This window comes from Microbacterium jejuense, assembly GCF_039544225.1.
Taxonomy (GTDB): domain Bacteria; phylum Actinomycetota; class Actinomycetes; order Actinomycetales; family Microbacteriaceae; genus Microbacterium; species Microbacterium jejuense.
In genome coordinates, this window is the sequence record NZ_BAABLG010000005.1 from 165,711 (window position 1) to 179,570 (window position 13,860).

The window sequence follows — 13,860 nt, forward strand, 5'->3', positions numbered from 1 at the left end:
CCCACGTGACCACCACAGTCCCGAGCTCGCGAACTCCCAAGCGCATCGGCTTCGGCCATCGGATGACGGCGTGGGATCTGAAGCTCTCCCCCTACCTCTACATCTCGCCGTTCTTCATCCTCTTCATCGTGGTCGGGCTCTTCCCGATCGCCTACACCGCGGTGATCTCGTTCATGGACTGGGACCTCGTCCGCAACTCCGGCGAGTTCATCGGGTGGGGCCAGTACGAGTGGGTCCTCTCGAACCCCAAGTTCTGGATCGCGCTGCGCAACACGTTCAGCATCTTCCTGCTGTCGAGCATCCCGCAGCTGATCGCCGCCATCTTCATCGCCGCGATGCTCGACCAGAACATCCGCGCCAAGACGTTCTGGCGCATGGGCGTCCTCGTCCCCTACGTCATGGCGCCCGTCGCCGTCGCGCTGATCTTCAGCAACATGTTCGGCGACCAGTACGGCATCATCAACACCCTGCTCAACCGGATCGGCATCCCCGACATCCCGTGGCACTCCAACGCCTTCGCGAGCCACATCGCGATCGCCACGATGGTCAACTTCCGCTGGACCGGTTACAACACCCTGATCCTGCTCGCCGCGATGCAGGCCATCCCGCGCGACTACTACGAGGCCGCGACCGTCGACGGCGCGGGCAAGATCCGCCAGTTCTTCTCGATCACCGTCCCGAGCCTGCGCCCGACCCTCATCTTCGTGATCATCACGTCGACCATCGGCGGTCTGCAGATCTTCGACGAGCCCCGTATGTACGACCAGTACGGCACCGGCGGCGCGAACTCGCAGTGGCTCACCATCAGCCTCTGGCTCTACAACATCGGCTGGGGCGAATGGAACTTCGGCCGCGCGGCCGCGCTCGCCTGGATCCTGTTCCTCATCATCCTGGCGATCGGCATCGTGAACCTGTTCGTGTCGCAGAGCCTCATCCGAGACGAAGGCGGCCGCGGCCAGATGTCGCGCAAGCAGCGCCGCGCCGCTGCACGGGCCGCCCGCGCATCCGTCGCCGCCGACGCGCACCGCGCCGCGGACGACGTCTCGTCCGCCAGTGCCCAGAAGGAGACCGTGCGATGAGCGCGACGACCGCGATGCCCCTGCACCTCGACGACACCGAGATCGCCCCCGAAGAGAAGCGCCGCCGCCGGCGGCGGCGCGGCGGGGCCGGTGAGCGACCGGGCTGGTTCGTCTACACGGCGCTCAGCTTCGTGCTGCTGGCCTCCCTGCTGCCGTACTACTGGTCGCTGCTGATCGGCTCGGGCGACTCGTCGACGATCCGCGACCCCAACATGTCGTGGATCCCCGGCGGCAACTTCTTCGAGAACGCCGCCGCCGTCATGAACAACGAGGCCGTCAACTTCTGGACGGCGCTGTGGAACTCCATCTGGAGCTCGACGGTGATCGCCCTCTCGGTCGTCTTCTTCTCGACGCTCGCCGGCTGGGCGTTCGCGAAGCTGCGCTTCAAGGGCGGCAACATCCTGCTGATCTTCGTGATCGCCACGATGGCCGTGCCCACGCAGCTCGGCGTCGTGCCGCTGTACATCCTGTTCGCCGACCTCGGCTGGACGGGGCAGATCGGGGCGATCATCGTGCCCGCCCTCGTCACGGCGTTCGGCGTGTTCTGGATGACGCAGTACCTGCGCCAGACGGTCCCCGACGAGCTCATCGAGGCCGCCCGCGTCGACGGCGCCAACTCGTTCCGCACGTTCATGACGGTCGGACTTCCGGCCGCGCGCCCCGCGGCGGCGATGCTGGGCCTGTTCACCTTCGTCACGGCGTGGAACAACTTCTTCTGGCCGTTCATCGTGCTCGACCCGCAGAACCCCACCCTGCCCGTCGCGCTGCAGCTGCTGCAGTCGAACTATTTCGTCGACTACTCCGTCGTGCTCGCCGGCGTGCTGTTGGCCACCATCCCGCTCCTGATCCTGTTCGTCTTCACGGGCAAGCAGCTGGTCAGCGGCATCATGGCCGGTGCCGTCAAGGGCTAGGGCTACCGCCCCCGCTCGGCCCCCGGCATCCTGAATCCAGACGCTTCTTCCAGAGAGGACTCCCCCCTCATGACGACCGCGATCTCGCGCGCCTTCCCGTCGGACTTCCTGTTCGGCGCCGCGACCGCTGCCTTCCAGATCGAGGGCGCCGCCCACGAGGACGGCCGCCGCGACTCCATCTGGGACGCCTTCTGCCGCGTGCCGGGTGCCGTCATCAACGCCGACAACGGCGACGTGGCGTGCGACCACTACCACCGCTACCGCGACGACGTCGCGCTGATGAAGGACCTCGGGCTGCAGACGTACCGCTTCTCGACGTCGTGGTCGCGCGTGCGCCCCGACGGCGGCGCCGTCAACGCGCAGGGTCTGGACTTCTACAAGCGGCTGGTCGACGAGCTGCTCGGCGCCGACATCCTGCCGTGGCTGACGCTCTACCACTGGGATCTGCCGCAGGCGCTGCAGGAGCAGGGCGGCTGGGCCAACCGCGACACCGCCGACAAGTTCACCGAGTACGCGCTGACGATGCACGACGCGCTGGGCGACCGCGTGAACGTGTGGACCACGCTCAACGAGCCGTGGTGCTCGTCGTTCCTCAGCTACACCGCCGGCCTGCACGCGCCGGGGCACTACAGCGTCGAGGAGGGCGTGCTCGCCGCCCACCACCTGATGCTCGGGCACGGCCAGGCGGTGCGCGAGCTGCGTGCCCGCGACGAGTCGCTCAAGCTCGGCATCACGCTGAACCTGACGGTGGCCGAGCCGGTCGACGCGAACGACCCCGCCGACGTCGACGCCGCGCGACGCATCGACGGCCAGTTCAACCGCTGGTTCCTCGACCCGATCTTCCGCGGGCAGTACCCGGCCGACATCGTCGAGGACATCCGCACGGTGGATGCCGGCGCGGTCGCCGCATGGGAGGCCGCGGTGCGTCCGGGCGACCTCGAGGTCATCTCGACGCCGATCGACACACTCGGCGTGAACTACTACCACGGCGAGTACGTGGGCGGTCACGAGCCGGTGAACCCGCCGATCGCCGGCGACGCCCCGACCGATCGCCCCGGGCGTTCGCCGTACCCGTCGCACGAGGGCATCTACTGGCACGAGCGGGGCCTGCCGCGCACGCCGATGCACTGGGAGGTGCAGCCCGAGGGGCTCACCGAGCTGCTGCAGCGCGTGTGGGACGAGTACGCCCAGCCCGCCGGCACCGTGCTGTACGTCACCGAGAACGGCGCCGCGTACGACGACGAGCTCGTCGTGGACGACGGCGAGAAGCGCGTGCACGACGCCGATCGCGTCGAATTCCTGCGCGGTCACCTGGGAGCGATCCTGGATGCCGCCGAGGCCGGCGTGGACGTGCGCGGCTACTTCTACTGGTCGCTGCTCGACAACTTCGAGTGGGCGTGGGGGTACGAGAAGCGCTTCGGCATCGTCCGCGTCGACTACGACACCCAGGAGCGCACGCCGAAGGACAGCGCGCGCGAGTACCGCCGCATCATCGGCGCCCGCGCGCTCGACGCCGCGGTCGCCGGCGCCGCGGCATCCGCGTCGTAGCGCCACTGGCCTAGATTCGGACCGTAGTGTCGGTGAGGGAGGGACAGCGATGAGCACGGATGTCGCGCGTCAGGCGGTGACGATCGAAGAGGTCGCCGCCGCGGCAGGCGTCTCGCGGTCGACCGTGTCGCGTGTGGTCAACGGCTCCACCGCCGTCAGCCCCGAGGCGCTCGAGGCTGTCACGAAGGCGATCGCCGCGCTCAACTACGTGCCCAACCGTGCGGCGCGGTCGCTCGCGAGCCAGAAGACCCACGCTGTCGCGCTGATCGTCCCCGAAGACACCACCAGGTTCTTCGGAGACCCGTTCTTCGCGGCGATCGTGTCGGGCATCAACTCGCGGCTGAGCCGCTCGGACTACGTGCTCAACCTGTTCATCGCGAGCGACGACCCGGGCGACAAGACCACGTCCTACGTGCGGTCCGGCGCGGTCGACGGCGCGATCGTCGTGTCGCACCACACCAGTGACACGTTCATCGACCGCATCGCGAGCGTCGTCCCGGTCGTCTACGGCGGCCGTCCGGTGCGCGAGCGAGAGCGCGACTACTACGTCGACGTCGACAACGCCCGTGGCGCATTCGACGCGACGGCGTACCTGATCGAGAGCGGCCGCAGCCGCATCGCGACCGTCACCGGCCCGCACGACATGCCCGCCGGTGTCGACCGCCTGCGCGGCTACCGCGACGCGCTGAAGGCCTTCCACCTCGACGAGGTCGCGGTCGAGGACGGCAACTTCACGGCCGACGGCGGGGCCGAGGCGATGCGCCGCATGCTCGACTCCGGGGCGAGGCCCGACGCCGTCTTCGTGGCGAGCGACCTGATGGCGCGCGGTGTGCTCACGGTGCTCGCCGCGGCAGGCCTGCGCGTCCCCGAGGACGTCGCGGTCGTGGGGTTCGACGACTCCCCGGTGGCCACGTCGGTCACGCCGTCGCTGACCACGGTGCGTCAGCCCTCTTTCGCGCAGGGCGAGCGCATGGCCACGGTGCTGCTCGACATCCTCGCCGGCCGGCATCCGCGCCACGTCACGATCCTCGAGACCGAGCTGGTCGTCCGCGACTCCGTCTGAGACGAGCTGCTCGCCGACGGCAAGGGCAACCGCGAGCTGGCGCGGGCACTTCTGGTGTCGGAGGCGACAGTGAAATCCCACCTCTCGCACATCTACGGCAAGCTCGGGTCGACACGCGGGCGGGAGCCGTGGCAGCGGCGATCGAGCGCCGCATCATCCGCCGCTGAGACCCCGCCGCGGCGGGCCGATCCCTGTTCCGGCGCGCAGATCCTTGGCTTGTCGAGCCAGGGGAATCGTGCTGAAACCGGTGGCGTGGTCCCATGGCTCGCCGCAGATCCCTTGATTCGCGGCACAGATCCCCGGTCTCGCGAAACAGGGGCAGGTGGATGCTGTCGGCCGCGGCATCCCGCCGGCCCGGCCCGCGGCCCGTGTCCCGTCGAGGCAGGGGGATCGCGTCGAAACCGGTCGCGAAGCCCCTCGGTTCGCCGCAGACGCCTTGGTTCGCCGGGCGAACCGGGTCAGCCGCGTCCGGGTGCCGTCGCGTGCAGCAGGTTGCGCCACGGGTCGTCGAACGACACCGTGCGGCCGTCGTCGCGCACCTCGAAGCCGTGGTGGCGCAGGCGCTCCGACAGCTCGCCGATCGTGTCGGCGTCGGGCAGGTCGAGATCCACGCGGCCGAGACCCAGCGCCGGCATGCGCGGACCGGCGCCGCGCGAGTTCCACACGTTCATCGCCATGTGGTGGTGGTAGCCGCCCGCGCTGACGAACAGCGCCTGGCCGCCCATCGCCGCGGTCTGGTCGAAGCCGAGCGCGTCGACGTAGAAGGCGCGCGCGGTCTCGACGTCGCCGACCGACAGATGCACGTGTCCGACGGATGCCGCATCCTGAGCCGTCCCGCCGCCCGCGGCGCTCTCGGTCAGGTGCTCGCGGAGGAACGCGTTGGGGTCGAGGTACAGCGTCGCCATCTCGATGGTCCCGTGCGTCCACGACCACTCTGTGCGCGTGCGGTCCCAGTACAGCTCGATGCCGTTGCCCTCGGGATCGGTGAGGTAGAACGCCTCGCTCACGAGGTGGTCGGCGGATCCCGTGAAGGTCTGCGGAGCCCGCGTTGCCACGCTGTAGAGAGCCGCGGCCAGGGCCTCCTGCGTCTCGAACAGGATCGCGGTGTGGAACAGCCCCGCGGCTCCCGGCACCGCGTGGCGCAGCGCCGGCTCATGCTGCAGCACGACGATCGCGCGCCCGGCGCGGCCGAGCACGACACGATCGCCGTCGGCCGACAGCACCTGCAGGGTGATGACGTCGCGGTAGAACGCCGTCATGCCGTCGAGGTCGCCCACGAGCAGCGTGACGGCCCCCATCGCGGTGTCGGGGGCGAGTCGATCGGCCTGTGCATTCACATGAATGAGAACCTCCGGCATCCGCCGATCATTCCCCCGAGCCCCGGCGACGCCCCCACGGCCGTCGAGAACGCACGTTCTCGCCGAGACCGCATGTCTTCGACGTGAACAACGTGGGGTCTCGGCGAGTAACCGCGTTCTCGACAGAAATGGGGGCGGGGTGCGCGCGAACCCTCCCGAACGGTGGATGCCGCCCCCCGGAGGACGGGACGGCCCGGGGCAGCGGCATCCACGTCCTGATTACTGCGGGTCGCCGCCGAGCTGGCCGACGGCCGGGATCGGGCCGCCGTCGTCGGCGCCGGTCTTGCGCCAGCGGGCGATGAGGTTGCCGAGGTGATAGATCAGCAGGGCCGCGGCGGCGCCGATCACGATCGCGCCGAGCTGGAAGTCGCCCCACTGCATCGTGAAGCCCGCGATCGCGATCACGAGGGCGACCGCGCCGGTGTACTGGTTGACGGGGCGCGAGAAGTCCACGCGGTTGTCGACCCAGATCTTGATGCCGATGATGCCGATGAGGCCGTACAGGGCGGTGGTCACGCCGCCCAGCACGCCCGCCGGGATGGAGTTGAACACCGCGCCGACGACCGGTGACAGCGACAGCAGGATCGCGAAGATGCCCGCGACCCAGTACGCGGCGGTCGAGTACACGCGGGTGGCAGCCATGACGCCGATGTTCTCGCCGTACGTCGTGGTGCCCGAACCGCCGAACGTGCCCGCGAGCACCGTGGCGGCGCCGTCGGCGATGAGCGCGCGGCCGGTGTACTTGTTGACCGAGGAGTCGGTCATGGTCGCGACGCCGCGCACGTGGCCGACGTTCTCGGCGATGAGCACGAGCACGACGGGCAGGAACATCGCGATGACGCTCCACGTGCCCGGCGAGCCTAAGTCGGCGATGTGGAAGGTCGGCAGGCCCACCCACTGCCCGTTCGCCACGAGCTCGTTCACCGCGGTGAAGTCGACCTCGCCGGCGATGAGCGCCGCGATGTAGCCGATGATCACGCCGAGGAAGATCGAGATGCGTCCGAGGAAGCCGCGGAACAGCACGCTGCACAGGATGACCGCGACGAGCGTGATGGTCGCCGTGACCGGCGCCAACTGGTAGCTCCGCCACGCGACCGGCGCGAGGTTGAAGCCGATGAGCGCCACGATCGCGCCCGCGACCACCGGCGGCATGAGCTTCTCGATCCAGTCGAGTCCCGCGAACTGCACGATGAACCCGACGGCGGCGAGCAGGACGCCGACCGCGACGATGCCCGCGAGCGCCGAGCCCATGCCCTGCGACGCCGTGGCTGCCGTGACCGGTGCGATGAACGCGAAGGACGACCCCAGGTAGCTGGGGAGCCGGTTGCGGGTGATGAGCAGGAACAACAGCGTGCCGATACCCGAGAACAGCAGTGTCGTCGAGACCGGGAAGCCGGTCAGGATCGGTACCAGGAACGTCGCGCCGAACATGGCGATGACGTGCTGCGCGCCGATCGCGATCGTCGCGGGCCAGTTCAGGCGTTCCTCGGGACGGACGACCTGGCCCGGTTCGACGGTCCGGCCGTTGCCGTGGAGGGTCCACAGGGGCATGTGCGCTCCTTGCGCTCGGGTGATGTGCTCGCCTCACCCTAGCGGCGCGGAAGGATGCCGCCCGTGGGCGTCACGCCGAGGTCAGCAGCTCCAGCAGCTCGCGATAGCGGGCGGCCGTGCGCTCGACGATGTCGGCCGGCAGTGCGGGCGGCTCGCCCTCGCGCGGCGGGGCCCAGTTGGCGGCCAGCCAGTTGCGCACGATCTGCTTGTCGAAGCTCGCCATGCGCTCGGCCTCGGTCGTCCCCGAAGCCCAGGCGGCGGCATCCCAGTACCGCGACGAGTCGCTCGTGAGCACCTCGTCCGCGAGGGTCAGCACGCCGTTCTCGTCGAGGCCGAACTCGAACTTCGTGTCGGCGAGGATCACGCCGTGCGCCTCGGCGGTGCGGGCGGCGCGCGTGTAGATCTCCAGCGACAGGTCGCGCAGCTCGGCGGCGCGCTCGGCCCCGACCAGTTCGACCGTGCGCTCGTACGAGATGTTCTCGTCGTGCTCGCCCATCGGCGCCTTGTACGCGGGCGTGTAGATCGGCTCGGGCAGCCGGTCGCCGTTGTTCAGCCCCTGTGGGAGCGGGATGCCGCACACCGTGCCGCCGGCCTGGTACTCGGCCCAGCCCGACCCGGTGAGGTAACCGCGCACGACGCATTCGATGGGCAGCATGTCGAGGCTCTTGACGACCATCGCGCGCCCGATGACGGCATCCGGGATCAGGTTCTTCAGGTCGTCGGCGGTGTTCGCGACGCCGTCCTCACCGAGCCCCAGCGTGTGCGAAGCGGCGAGATGATTCGGGATGCCGCGCCCCCCGTCGGCGCCGGCCAGCTGGTCGAACCACCACAGGCTGAGCGTCGTGAGCAGCTCGCCCTTGCCGGGGATGCCGGGCGAGAGCACGTGGTCGAACGCGCTCACACGGTCGCTCGCGACGACGAGCAGGCGTTCGGGCTCCGCGCCCTCGGGCGTCTCGGCGGGCACGTACAGGTCGCGGACCTTGCCGGAGTAGACGTGTCGCCAGCCGGCGAGCTCGGTCGAGGGGGAGGGGATAGCCGTCACCCGTCCATTATCGTCACTGCGCCGAGGCGGTCACGGCGTGATCTCATCGAGGTAGGCGAATGCGTCGGCCATGAGCGGCGCCCAGCGCACTGCGCGGCCCTGGTCGACCACGACCCATTCGCGGGCGACGCGGCCGCGCATCTCCATGCGCTCGCCGTCGCCCGCGGCGACGATCGCGTCGGCCCCCGCTTCGGGCACCTTGATCACGAGCGCGCCCAGATGGTTGAGGAAGGCGAACACCTTTCCGCGCACGCGCAGGCCTTCGCTGCCGAACATCGCGCCGATGTCGACCTCGGGGCGCTCGAGGTACTCGGCGGCGATCGGGTCGAGGATCGCGTGCCCTGCCTCGACAGCGGCGGCGTCGGTCATGAGCACAGGCTACGAGCCGTTCCGGGCGTCGCGCGAGGGTGGTCTCGGGTGTATAGTCCATGTGGACTAGTCGACCTGGAGTGATCGTGACGGATGCCCTCGCCCGCCTGACCCCGCTGGGGGTCATGGTGCTCGCGCTGCTCGCCGAAGGCGACATGCACCCCTACGAGATGATCCGGCTGATGCACATCCGGCGCGACGACCGGATCGTGACGATCACGAACGGCACCTTCTACCACACCGTCGCCCGGCTCGAGCGTGCGGGGCTCCTCGCCGAAGTGGGCGTCGACCGCGACGGCAACCGCCCGGAGCGCACCACGTACACGCAGACCGAGGCGGGCGCCGAGGCGGTCGTGGAGTGGGTGCGGCGAGAGCTGCCGCGGGTGGATCGGCCCGCCGAGTTCCGCGTCGCGCTCGCCGAGGCGCACGGCCTCGAGCGAGAAGAGGCCGTCGCCCTGCTGCGTCAGCGCCGCACCACGCTGGCGGAGCTGCTCGACAGCGTCACGGCCGGCCGCGGGAACGCGCTGGCCAAGGGAGTGCCCGAGCAGTACCTCCTCGAGCTCGGGCGCGAAGAAGCCCTCGCGCGCGCCGACCTCGCTTGGCTCGACGCGACGATCGTGCGCATCGAGCACCCCGACTTCGAGTGGGGCCCCGAGCGGCTCCCCTCGGAACGCTATCTCGCCCAGAGAAAGGCTGCACGACAGTGACCGACGCTTCGACAAGCTCAGCGACCGGGCCGAACCCGGCCGCGCACCCGCCGACCGGCGCCTACGCCGCCGGGCACAAGCCCCGCAGTCCATGGCCCGCCCTGTGGGCGCTCGTCATCGGCTTCTTCATGATCCTGGTCGACACCACGATCGTCTCGGTGGCGAACCCCGCCATCAAGGCTGCGCTCGACCCCGACACCAACAACCTCGACAACGTCGTGTGGGTGACCTCGGCCTACCTCCTCGCGTACGCGGTGCCGCTGCTGATCACCGGCCGCCTCGGCGACCGCTTCGGGCCGAAGAACATCTACCTCATCGGCCTGTCGATCTTCACGCTCGCGTCGCTCTGGTGCGGCCTGTCGGGCACGCTCGAGATGCTCATCGTCGCGCGCGCCGTGCAGGGCCTCGGCGCTGCGCTCATGACGCCGCAGACGATGGCCGTCATCACCCGCACCTTCCCGCCGAACCGCCGCGGCGCGGCGATGGGCCTGTGGGGCGCCACCGCCGGTGTCGCGACCCTCGTCGGCCCGCTGGCCGGCGGCCTGCTGGTCGACGGGTTCGGCTGGGAGTGGATCTTCTTCATCAACATCCCGGTCGGCGTGATCGCGTTCGTGCTCGCGTGGATCCTGGTGCCCAAGCTCGAGACCCACCCGCACCGCTTCGACATCGTCGGCGTGCTGCTCAGCGCGCTCGGCCTGTTCCTCATCGTCTTCGGCCTGCAGGAGGGCGAGAAGTACGACTGGGCGCCGTGGGTGTGGACGATGATCATCGCGGGCGTCGCGGTGATGGCGCTGTTCATCTGGACGCAGGCGCGCACCAAGAACGAGCCGCTCGTGCCGCTGCCGCTGTTCCGCGACCGCAACTTCTCGGTGTCGAACCTCGCCATCTCTATGGTGGGCTTCACGGTGACGAGCATGTCGCTGCCGCTGATGTTCTTCATCCAGCTGGCGCGCGGTCTCACCCCGACCGAGTCGGCGCTGCTGCTCATCCCGATGGCCGTGCTGTCGGGCGTGCTGGCGCCGTTCGCCGGAAAGCTGCTCGACCGCACCGACCCGCGCTTCCTGCTGGTGCCGGGTCTGCTCCTGGTCGCGGGGTCCCTGTTCTGGTACTCGTCGCTCATGAACGTCGACACCCCGATCTGGGTGTACCTGCTGCCCTCGGCGCTCATGGGCATCGGCAACGCCGGCATGTGGGGTCCGCTCGCGACGACCGCGACCCGCAACCTGCCCCCGCGGCAGGCTGGCGCCGGCGCCGGCATCTACAACACGACGCGCACGATCGGCTCGGTCATCGGATCGGCGTCCATCGCCGCGTTCATGCAGGCGCGCCTGGAGGCGAACCTGCCCGGCGCCTCCGATGCCGCGGGCTCGTTCGGAACGGGCACGCTCCCGCCGTTCGTCATCGACGGCTTCTCGCAGGCCATGGCGCAGGCCATCCTGCTGCCCGCCGCGGTCATGCTGGTCGCGGTCGTCGTGGTGCTGTTCCTGCAGCGTCCGAAACTGTCGTCCGCCGAGGACTGGCAGGCCGGTCACGCCGCGGTGCCCGCCGCCGACTGAGCAACAGTGAGAACCGGATGCCGCGACCCTCGATCGACCGGGGTCGCGGCATCCACTCTCCGTTGCGGCGGCGCGCGCCGCTCAGAGCCGCCGGCGGGCGCCGCGCTCGTGCGCCCAGACGGCGAGCTCGACGCGGTTGCGCGTGCCGGTCTTGGCCATGATGCTCGCGAGGTGCGTCTTCACGGTGCTGAGCGAGATGTGCAGCTCGTCGCCGATCTCGGTGTTGCCGAGCCCGCGGGCGACCGCGCCGAGCACGGACTCCTCGCGTTCGGTGAGCGGGCTCGCAGGCGGCCGGGGCGGGGCGGGCGCGGTGCCCGCGAACGCCTCGAGCAGCCGCACCGTCACGGCGGGGTCGATCAGCGCGTCGCCCCGTGCGGCCGCCCGCACCGCCTCGGCGAGCAGGTCGGGTCCGGAGTCTTTCAGCACGAAGCCGCGCGCCCCCGTGCGCAGCGCGGCGTACACGTACTCGTCGAGATCGAAGGTCGTGATCACGACGACGGGGATCGGGTCCGTCGCCTCGGGCCCGGCGAGCTCCCGCGTCACCGCCAGCCCGTCCATGACCGGCATCCGGATGTCGACGAGGCACACGTCGGGCCGCACCCGCCGGGCGAGCGCGATCGCGGCCGCGCCGTCGGCCGCTTCGCCGACCACCTCGATCCCGTCCTGTGCGTCGAGGATCATCCGCAGTCCCGCCCGGACGAGGTCCTGATCGTCCGCGACCATCACCCGGATGCTCATGCGCCCCACCCCCTTCTCGGGAGCCAGACGAGGACCCGCCATCCGCCGTCGGGGCGCGGTCCCGCCTCGCAGCGGCCGCCGAGCAGGTCGGCGCGCTCCTTCATGCCGCGGATCCCGTATCCGGGGGAAGTGGATGCCTCGCCCGCATCCGGTGCCTGGTTCTCGGCCTCTCCGGGCACGGGCCGCGTCGCGCCCTGCCCGTCGTCGTCCACGGTGAGCCGCACGTCGTCGGGCCCGACCCGCACGGCGACGTCGATCCGCCGCGCGCCGCGGGCGTGACGCCGCACGTTCGTGACGGACTCCTGCGCGAGATGGAAGATCGCGGCCGCGACCGCCGCGGGCACGGCGCCCGTGTCCCCCTCCACCCTGACCTCGACCTCGGGGAAGCCGTCGGTGCGGGCCAGGGTCTGCAGCTGCGCGAGCGAGGGCGTCGGGGCCAGCGGTGCGGCATCCGCCCGCAGCACACCGACCATCGCTCGCATCTCGCGCAGCGTCTGCGCCGCCTCGGCCTCGATCGTGCGCAGTACCTCGACCGTCGCTGCCGGGTTCTTGGCCGCGACGAGTGCGCCGGCCTGCGCCTGGACCGCGATCGCCGACACATGGTGGGCGACGGTGTCGTGCAGGTCGCGGGCGAGCAGCACGCGCTCGGCGAGGCGCGCCTGCTCGAGGTCGCGGGCACGCACCCTGGCGCGCCAGCGCAGCGCGATGCCGAAGGCGCCGGTGGCCACCGCCACCGCGATGCCCCCGACGACGTCGCCGGGAGTCGTGTCGGAAGACGTCAGTGACAGCACGGTGCCGATCGCCACGAGCGCCCCGCCGACGAGCATCGCCCGGCCGCTCGCCCACCGGAACAGCGCATACAGCAGCACCAGGAAGTACGCCGTCGTGAACAGCTGCGGGTCGCCGGCCGTCCACAGGCCCACCGCGGTGCCCACGACCAGCGCGACGGCGAGCATGGCGAACGGGTGCGTGCGCCGCCACAGCACCGTGGCAGACAGCACGACGAGCACGACGGCCCACAGCCAGCGCCACGGCACGTCGGGCCGCAGCAGCGCCTCCGCCGGGGCGGCGACCACGATCGCGCCGACGAGCACCGCGTCGCGCCACACGAACCGCGGCGGCGGCGGGGCGGCCTTCGGGGCGTCCCAGAGAGCACGCACCGGGCTCGTCATGCCCTCATGATAGGGGCGGCGCCGACGGCGCCGACGGGCGGCCGGACCTCGTGGCGCGCGGTCCCGGCGACCGCCGGATCACGATCTCGGCGACGATGAGGTTGATGCCCCAGCCGGCGGCCATGAGGAGCGTGTGACCCATCGGGGTCGGCGCGCCCACGAGGAGCGTCCACGGCAGGAACGTCAGCACCTGCGTGCCCGCGCCCAGTCCGATGGCGTACGCACGCATCATCCACGCCCGGTGCGTGCGGACGTCGCCGCGCCGGATCGCCAGGAAGGCGACGACGATGCCGCCCGCCATGGCCGCCGCGAGCACGAGGCGCAGCGCCGACAGTCCCGGGCCGGTGACCGTCGACGGGAGGTCGTAGAACAGGGTCATCCATGCCGCCGAGAGGGCCGAGAGCAGACCGGCCGGGGCGACCAGGCGCCCCGAGCGGCGATGCCATGCCCGTCGTCGCAGCTCGGGGGCGAACTGCAGCGCACCCAGCAGCAGGAAGACCGTCGAGCCGACGATGTGCACGATCACGGGCACCGGGGATTCGTAGAAGCGGGCGTTCGCGGCTGTGACGGGCCCGCCGAGGGCGAGCTGCGACACGCGTGAGGCGCCCGCCACGACGGGGACGAGGCTCAGGGCGATCAGGCCCGCCGGGACGAGCCGGCCTCGCCAGGTGGCGCGGGTCCGCGGCGGTGAGAGGGGGTGCGAGGTCATGCCGCCATGCTCGCGGGCGGGGCCGCCGTGCCACATCGGCCGTCAGGTCCGAAACGC

At 70.7% G+C, this 13,860-nt stretch carries 13 protein-coding genes and 1 pseudogene; 7 read left to right on the forward strand and 7 right to left on the reverse strand.

Annotated features, from left to right (window positions below; genetic code table 11):
- The first annotated feature begins 5 nt into the window (after nucleotides 1-5).
- From ABEA46_RS10455 to ABEA46_RS20380, 5 genes and pseudogenes are all read left to right on the forward strand, one after another.
- Entirely contained in the window at nucleotides 6-1,079 is a 1,074-nt protein-coding gene (locus ABEA46_RS10455; protein WP_425563179.1) for a carbohydrate ABC transporter permease, read from the forward strand.
- On the forward strand, nucleotides 1,076-1,990 hold the full coding sequence (locus tag ABEA46_RS10460; RefSeq protein ID WP_345544488.1) for a carbohydrate ABC transporter permease: 915 nt from the start codon (nucleotides 1,076-1,078) through the stop codon (nucleotides 1,988-1,990). Before ABEA46_RS10455 ends, ABEA46_RS10460 begins: the two co-directional genes overlap by 4 nt.
- A gap of 69 nt (nucleotides 1,991-2,059) precedes the next feature.
- Complete coding sequence (locus ABEA46_RS10465; protein WP_345544489.1) at nucleotides 2,060-3,538, forward strand: glycoside hydrolase family 1 protein; 1,479 nt, start codon at nucleotides 2,060-2,062, stop codon at nucleotides 3,536-3,538.
- A gap of 49 nt (nucleotides 3,539-3,587) precedes the next feature.
- The gene (locus ABEA46_RS10470; RefSeq protein ID WP_345544490.1) at nucleotides 3,588-4,601 is read left to right on the forward strand and encodes a LacI family DNA-binding transcriptional regulator; all 1,014 of its coding nucleotides are present in this window, start codon (nucleotides 3,588-3,590) and stop codon (nucleotides 4,599-4,601) included.
- A 3-nt stretch (nucleotides 4,602-4,604) separates the two neighbouring features.
- A pseudogene (locus ABEA46_RS20380) lies at nucleotides 4,605-4,768 on the forward strand (response regulator transcription factor); the annotation flags it as partial.
- A 291-nt stretch (nucleotides 4,769-5,059) separates the two neighbouring features.
- Here the strand turns inward: ABEA46_RS20380 and ABEA46_RS10475 are convergent.
- The 4 genes from ABEA46_RS10475 to ABEA46_RS10490 form a co-directional block, all read right to left on the reverse strand.
- Nucleotides 5,060-5,959, reverse strand: a complete 900-nt coding sequence (locus ABEA46_RS10475) for a VOC family protein (protein ID WP_345544491.1) — start codon at nucleotides 5,957-5,959, stop codon at nucleotides 5,060-5,062.
- 219 nt (nucleotides 5,960-6,178) lie between these two features.
- Nucleotides 6,179-7,510: a uracil-xanthine permease family protein gene (locus tag ABEA46_RS10480; protein ID WP_345544492.1), complete on the reverse strand. Its 1,332-nt coding sequence runs from the start codon at nucleotides 7,508-7,510 to the stop codon at nucleotides 6,179-6,181.
- Between the two features lie 70 nt (nucleotides 7,511-7,580).
- On the reverse strand, nucleotides 7,581-8,552 hold the full coding sequence (locus ABEA46_RS10485; RefSeq protein ID WP_425563180.1) for a phosphoribosylaminoimidazolesuccinocarboxamide synthase: 972 nt from the start codon (nucleotides 8,550-8,552) through the stop codon (nucleotides 7,581-7,583).
- 30 nt (nucleotides 8,553-8,582) lie between these two features.
- Nucleotides 8,583-8,921, reverse strand: a complete 339-nt coding sequence (locus ABEA46_RS10490) for a hypothetical protein (RefSeq protein ID WP_345544493.1) — start codon at nucleotides 8,919-8,921, stop codon at nucleotides 8,583-8,585.
- A gap of 86 nt (nucleotides 8,922-9,007) precedes the next feature.
- Between ABEA46_RS10490 and ABEA46_RS10495 the strand changes: the two genes are divergently transcribed.
- Both ABEA46_RS10495 and ABEA46_RS10500 read left to right on the forward strand, forming a co-directional pair.
- A complete protein-coding gene (locus ABEA46_RS10495; protein WP_345544494.1) occupies nucleotides 9,008-9,628 on the forward strand; it encodes a PadR family transcriptional regulator in 621 nt (206 codons plus the stop codon).
- Complete coding sequence (locus tag ABEA46_RS10500; RefSeq protein WP_425563181.1) at nucleotides 9,625-11,184, forward strand: DHA2 family efflux MFS transporter permease subunit; 1,560 nt, start codon at nucleotides 9,625-9,627, stop codon at nucleotides 11,182-11,184. Before ABEA46_RS10495 ends, ABEA46_RS10500 begins: the two co-directional genes overlap by 4 nt.
- An 81-nt stretch (nucleotides 11,185-11,265) precedes the next feature.
- Here ABEA46_RS10500 and ABEA46_RS10505 read toward each other — a convergent pair whose 3' ends face one another.
- The 3 genes from ABEA46_RS10505 to ABEA46_RS10515 are packed head-to-tail and all read right to left on the reverse strand — an operon-like array spanning nucleotide 11,266 to nucleotide 13,803.
- Complete coding sequence (locus ABEA46_RS10505; protein WP_345544495.1) at nucleotides 11,266-11,922, reverse strand: response regulator transcription factor; 657 nt, start codon at nucleotides 11,920-11,922, stop codon at nucleotides 11,266-11,268.
- A complete protein-coding gene (locus ABEA46_RS10510) occupies nucleotides 11,919-13,094 on the reverse strand; it encodes a sensor histidine kinase (protein ID WP_345544496.1) in 1,176 nt (391 codons plus the stop codon). The genes ABEA46_RS10505 and ABEA46_RS10510 overlap by 4 nt, the downstream gene beginning before the upstream one ends.
- A 4-nt stretch (nucleotides 13,095-13,098) precedes the next feature.
- Nucleotides 13,099-13,803 (reverse strand): DUF2306 domain-containing protein, encoded by a 705-nt coding sequence (locus ABEA46_RS10515; protein ID WP_345544497.1) that lies wholly within the window; start codon nucleotides 13,801-13,803, stop codon nucleotides 13,099-13,101.
- Between the last annotated feature and the right edge of the window lie 57 nt (nucleotides 13,804-13,860).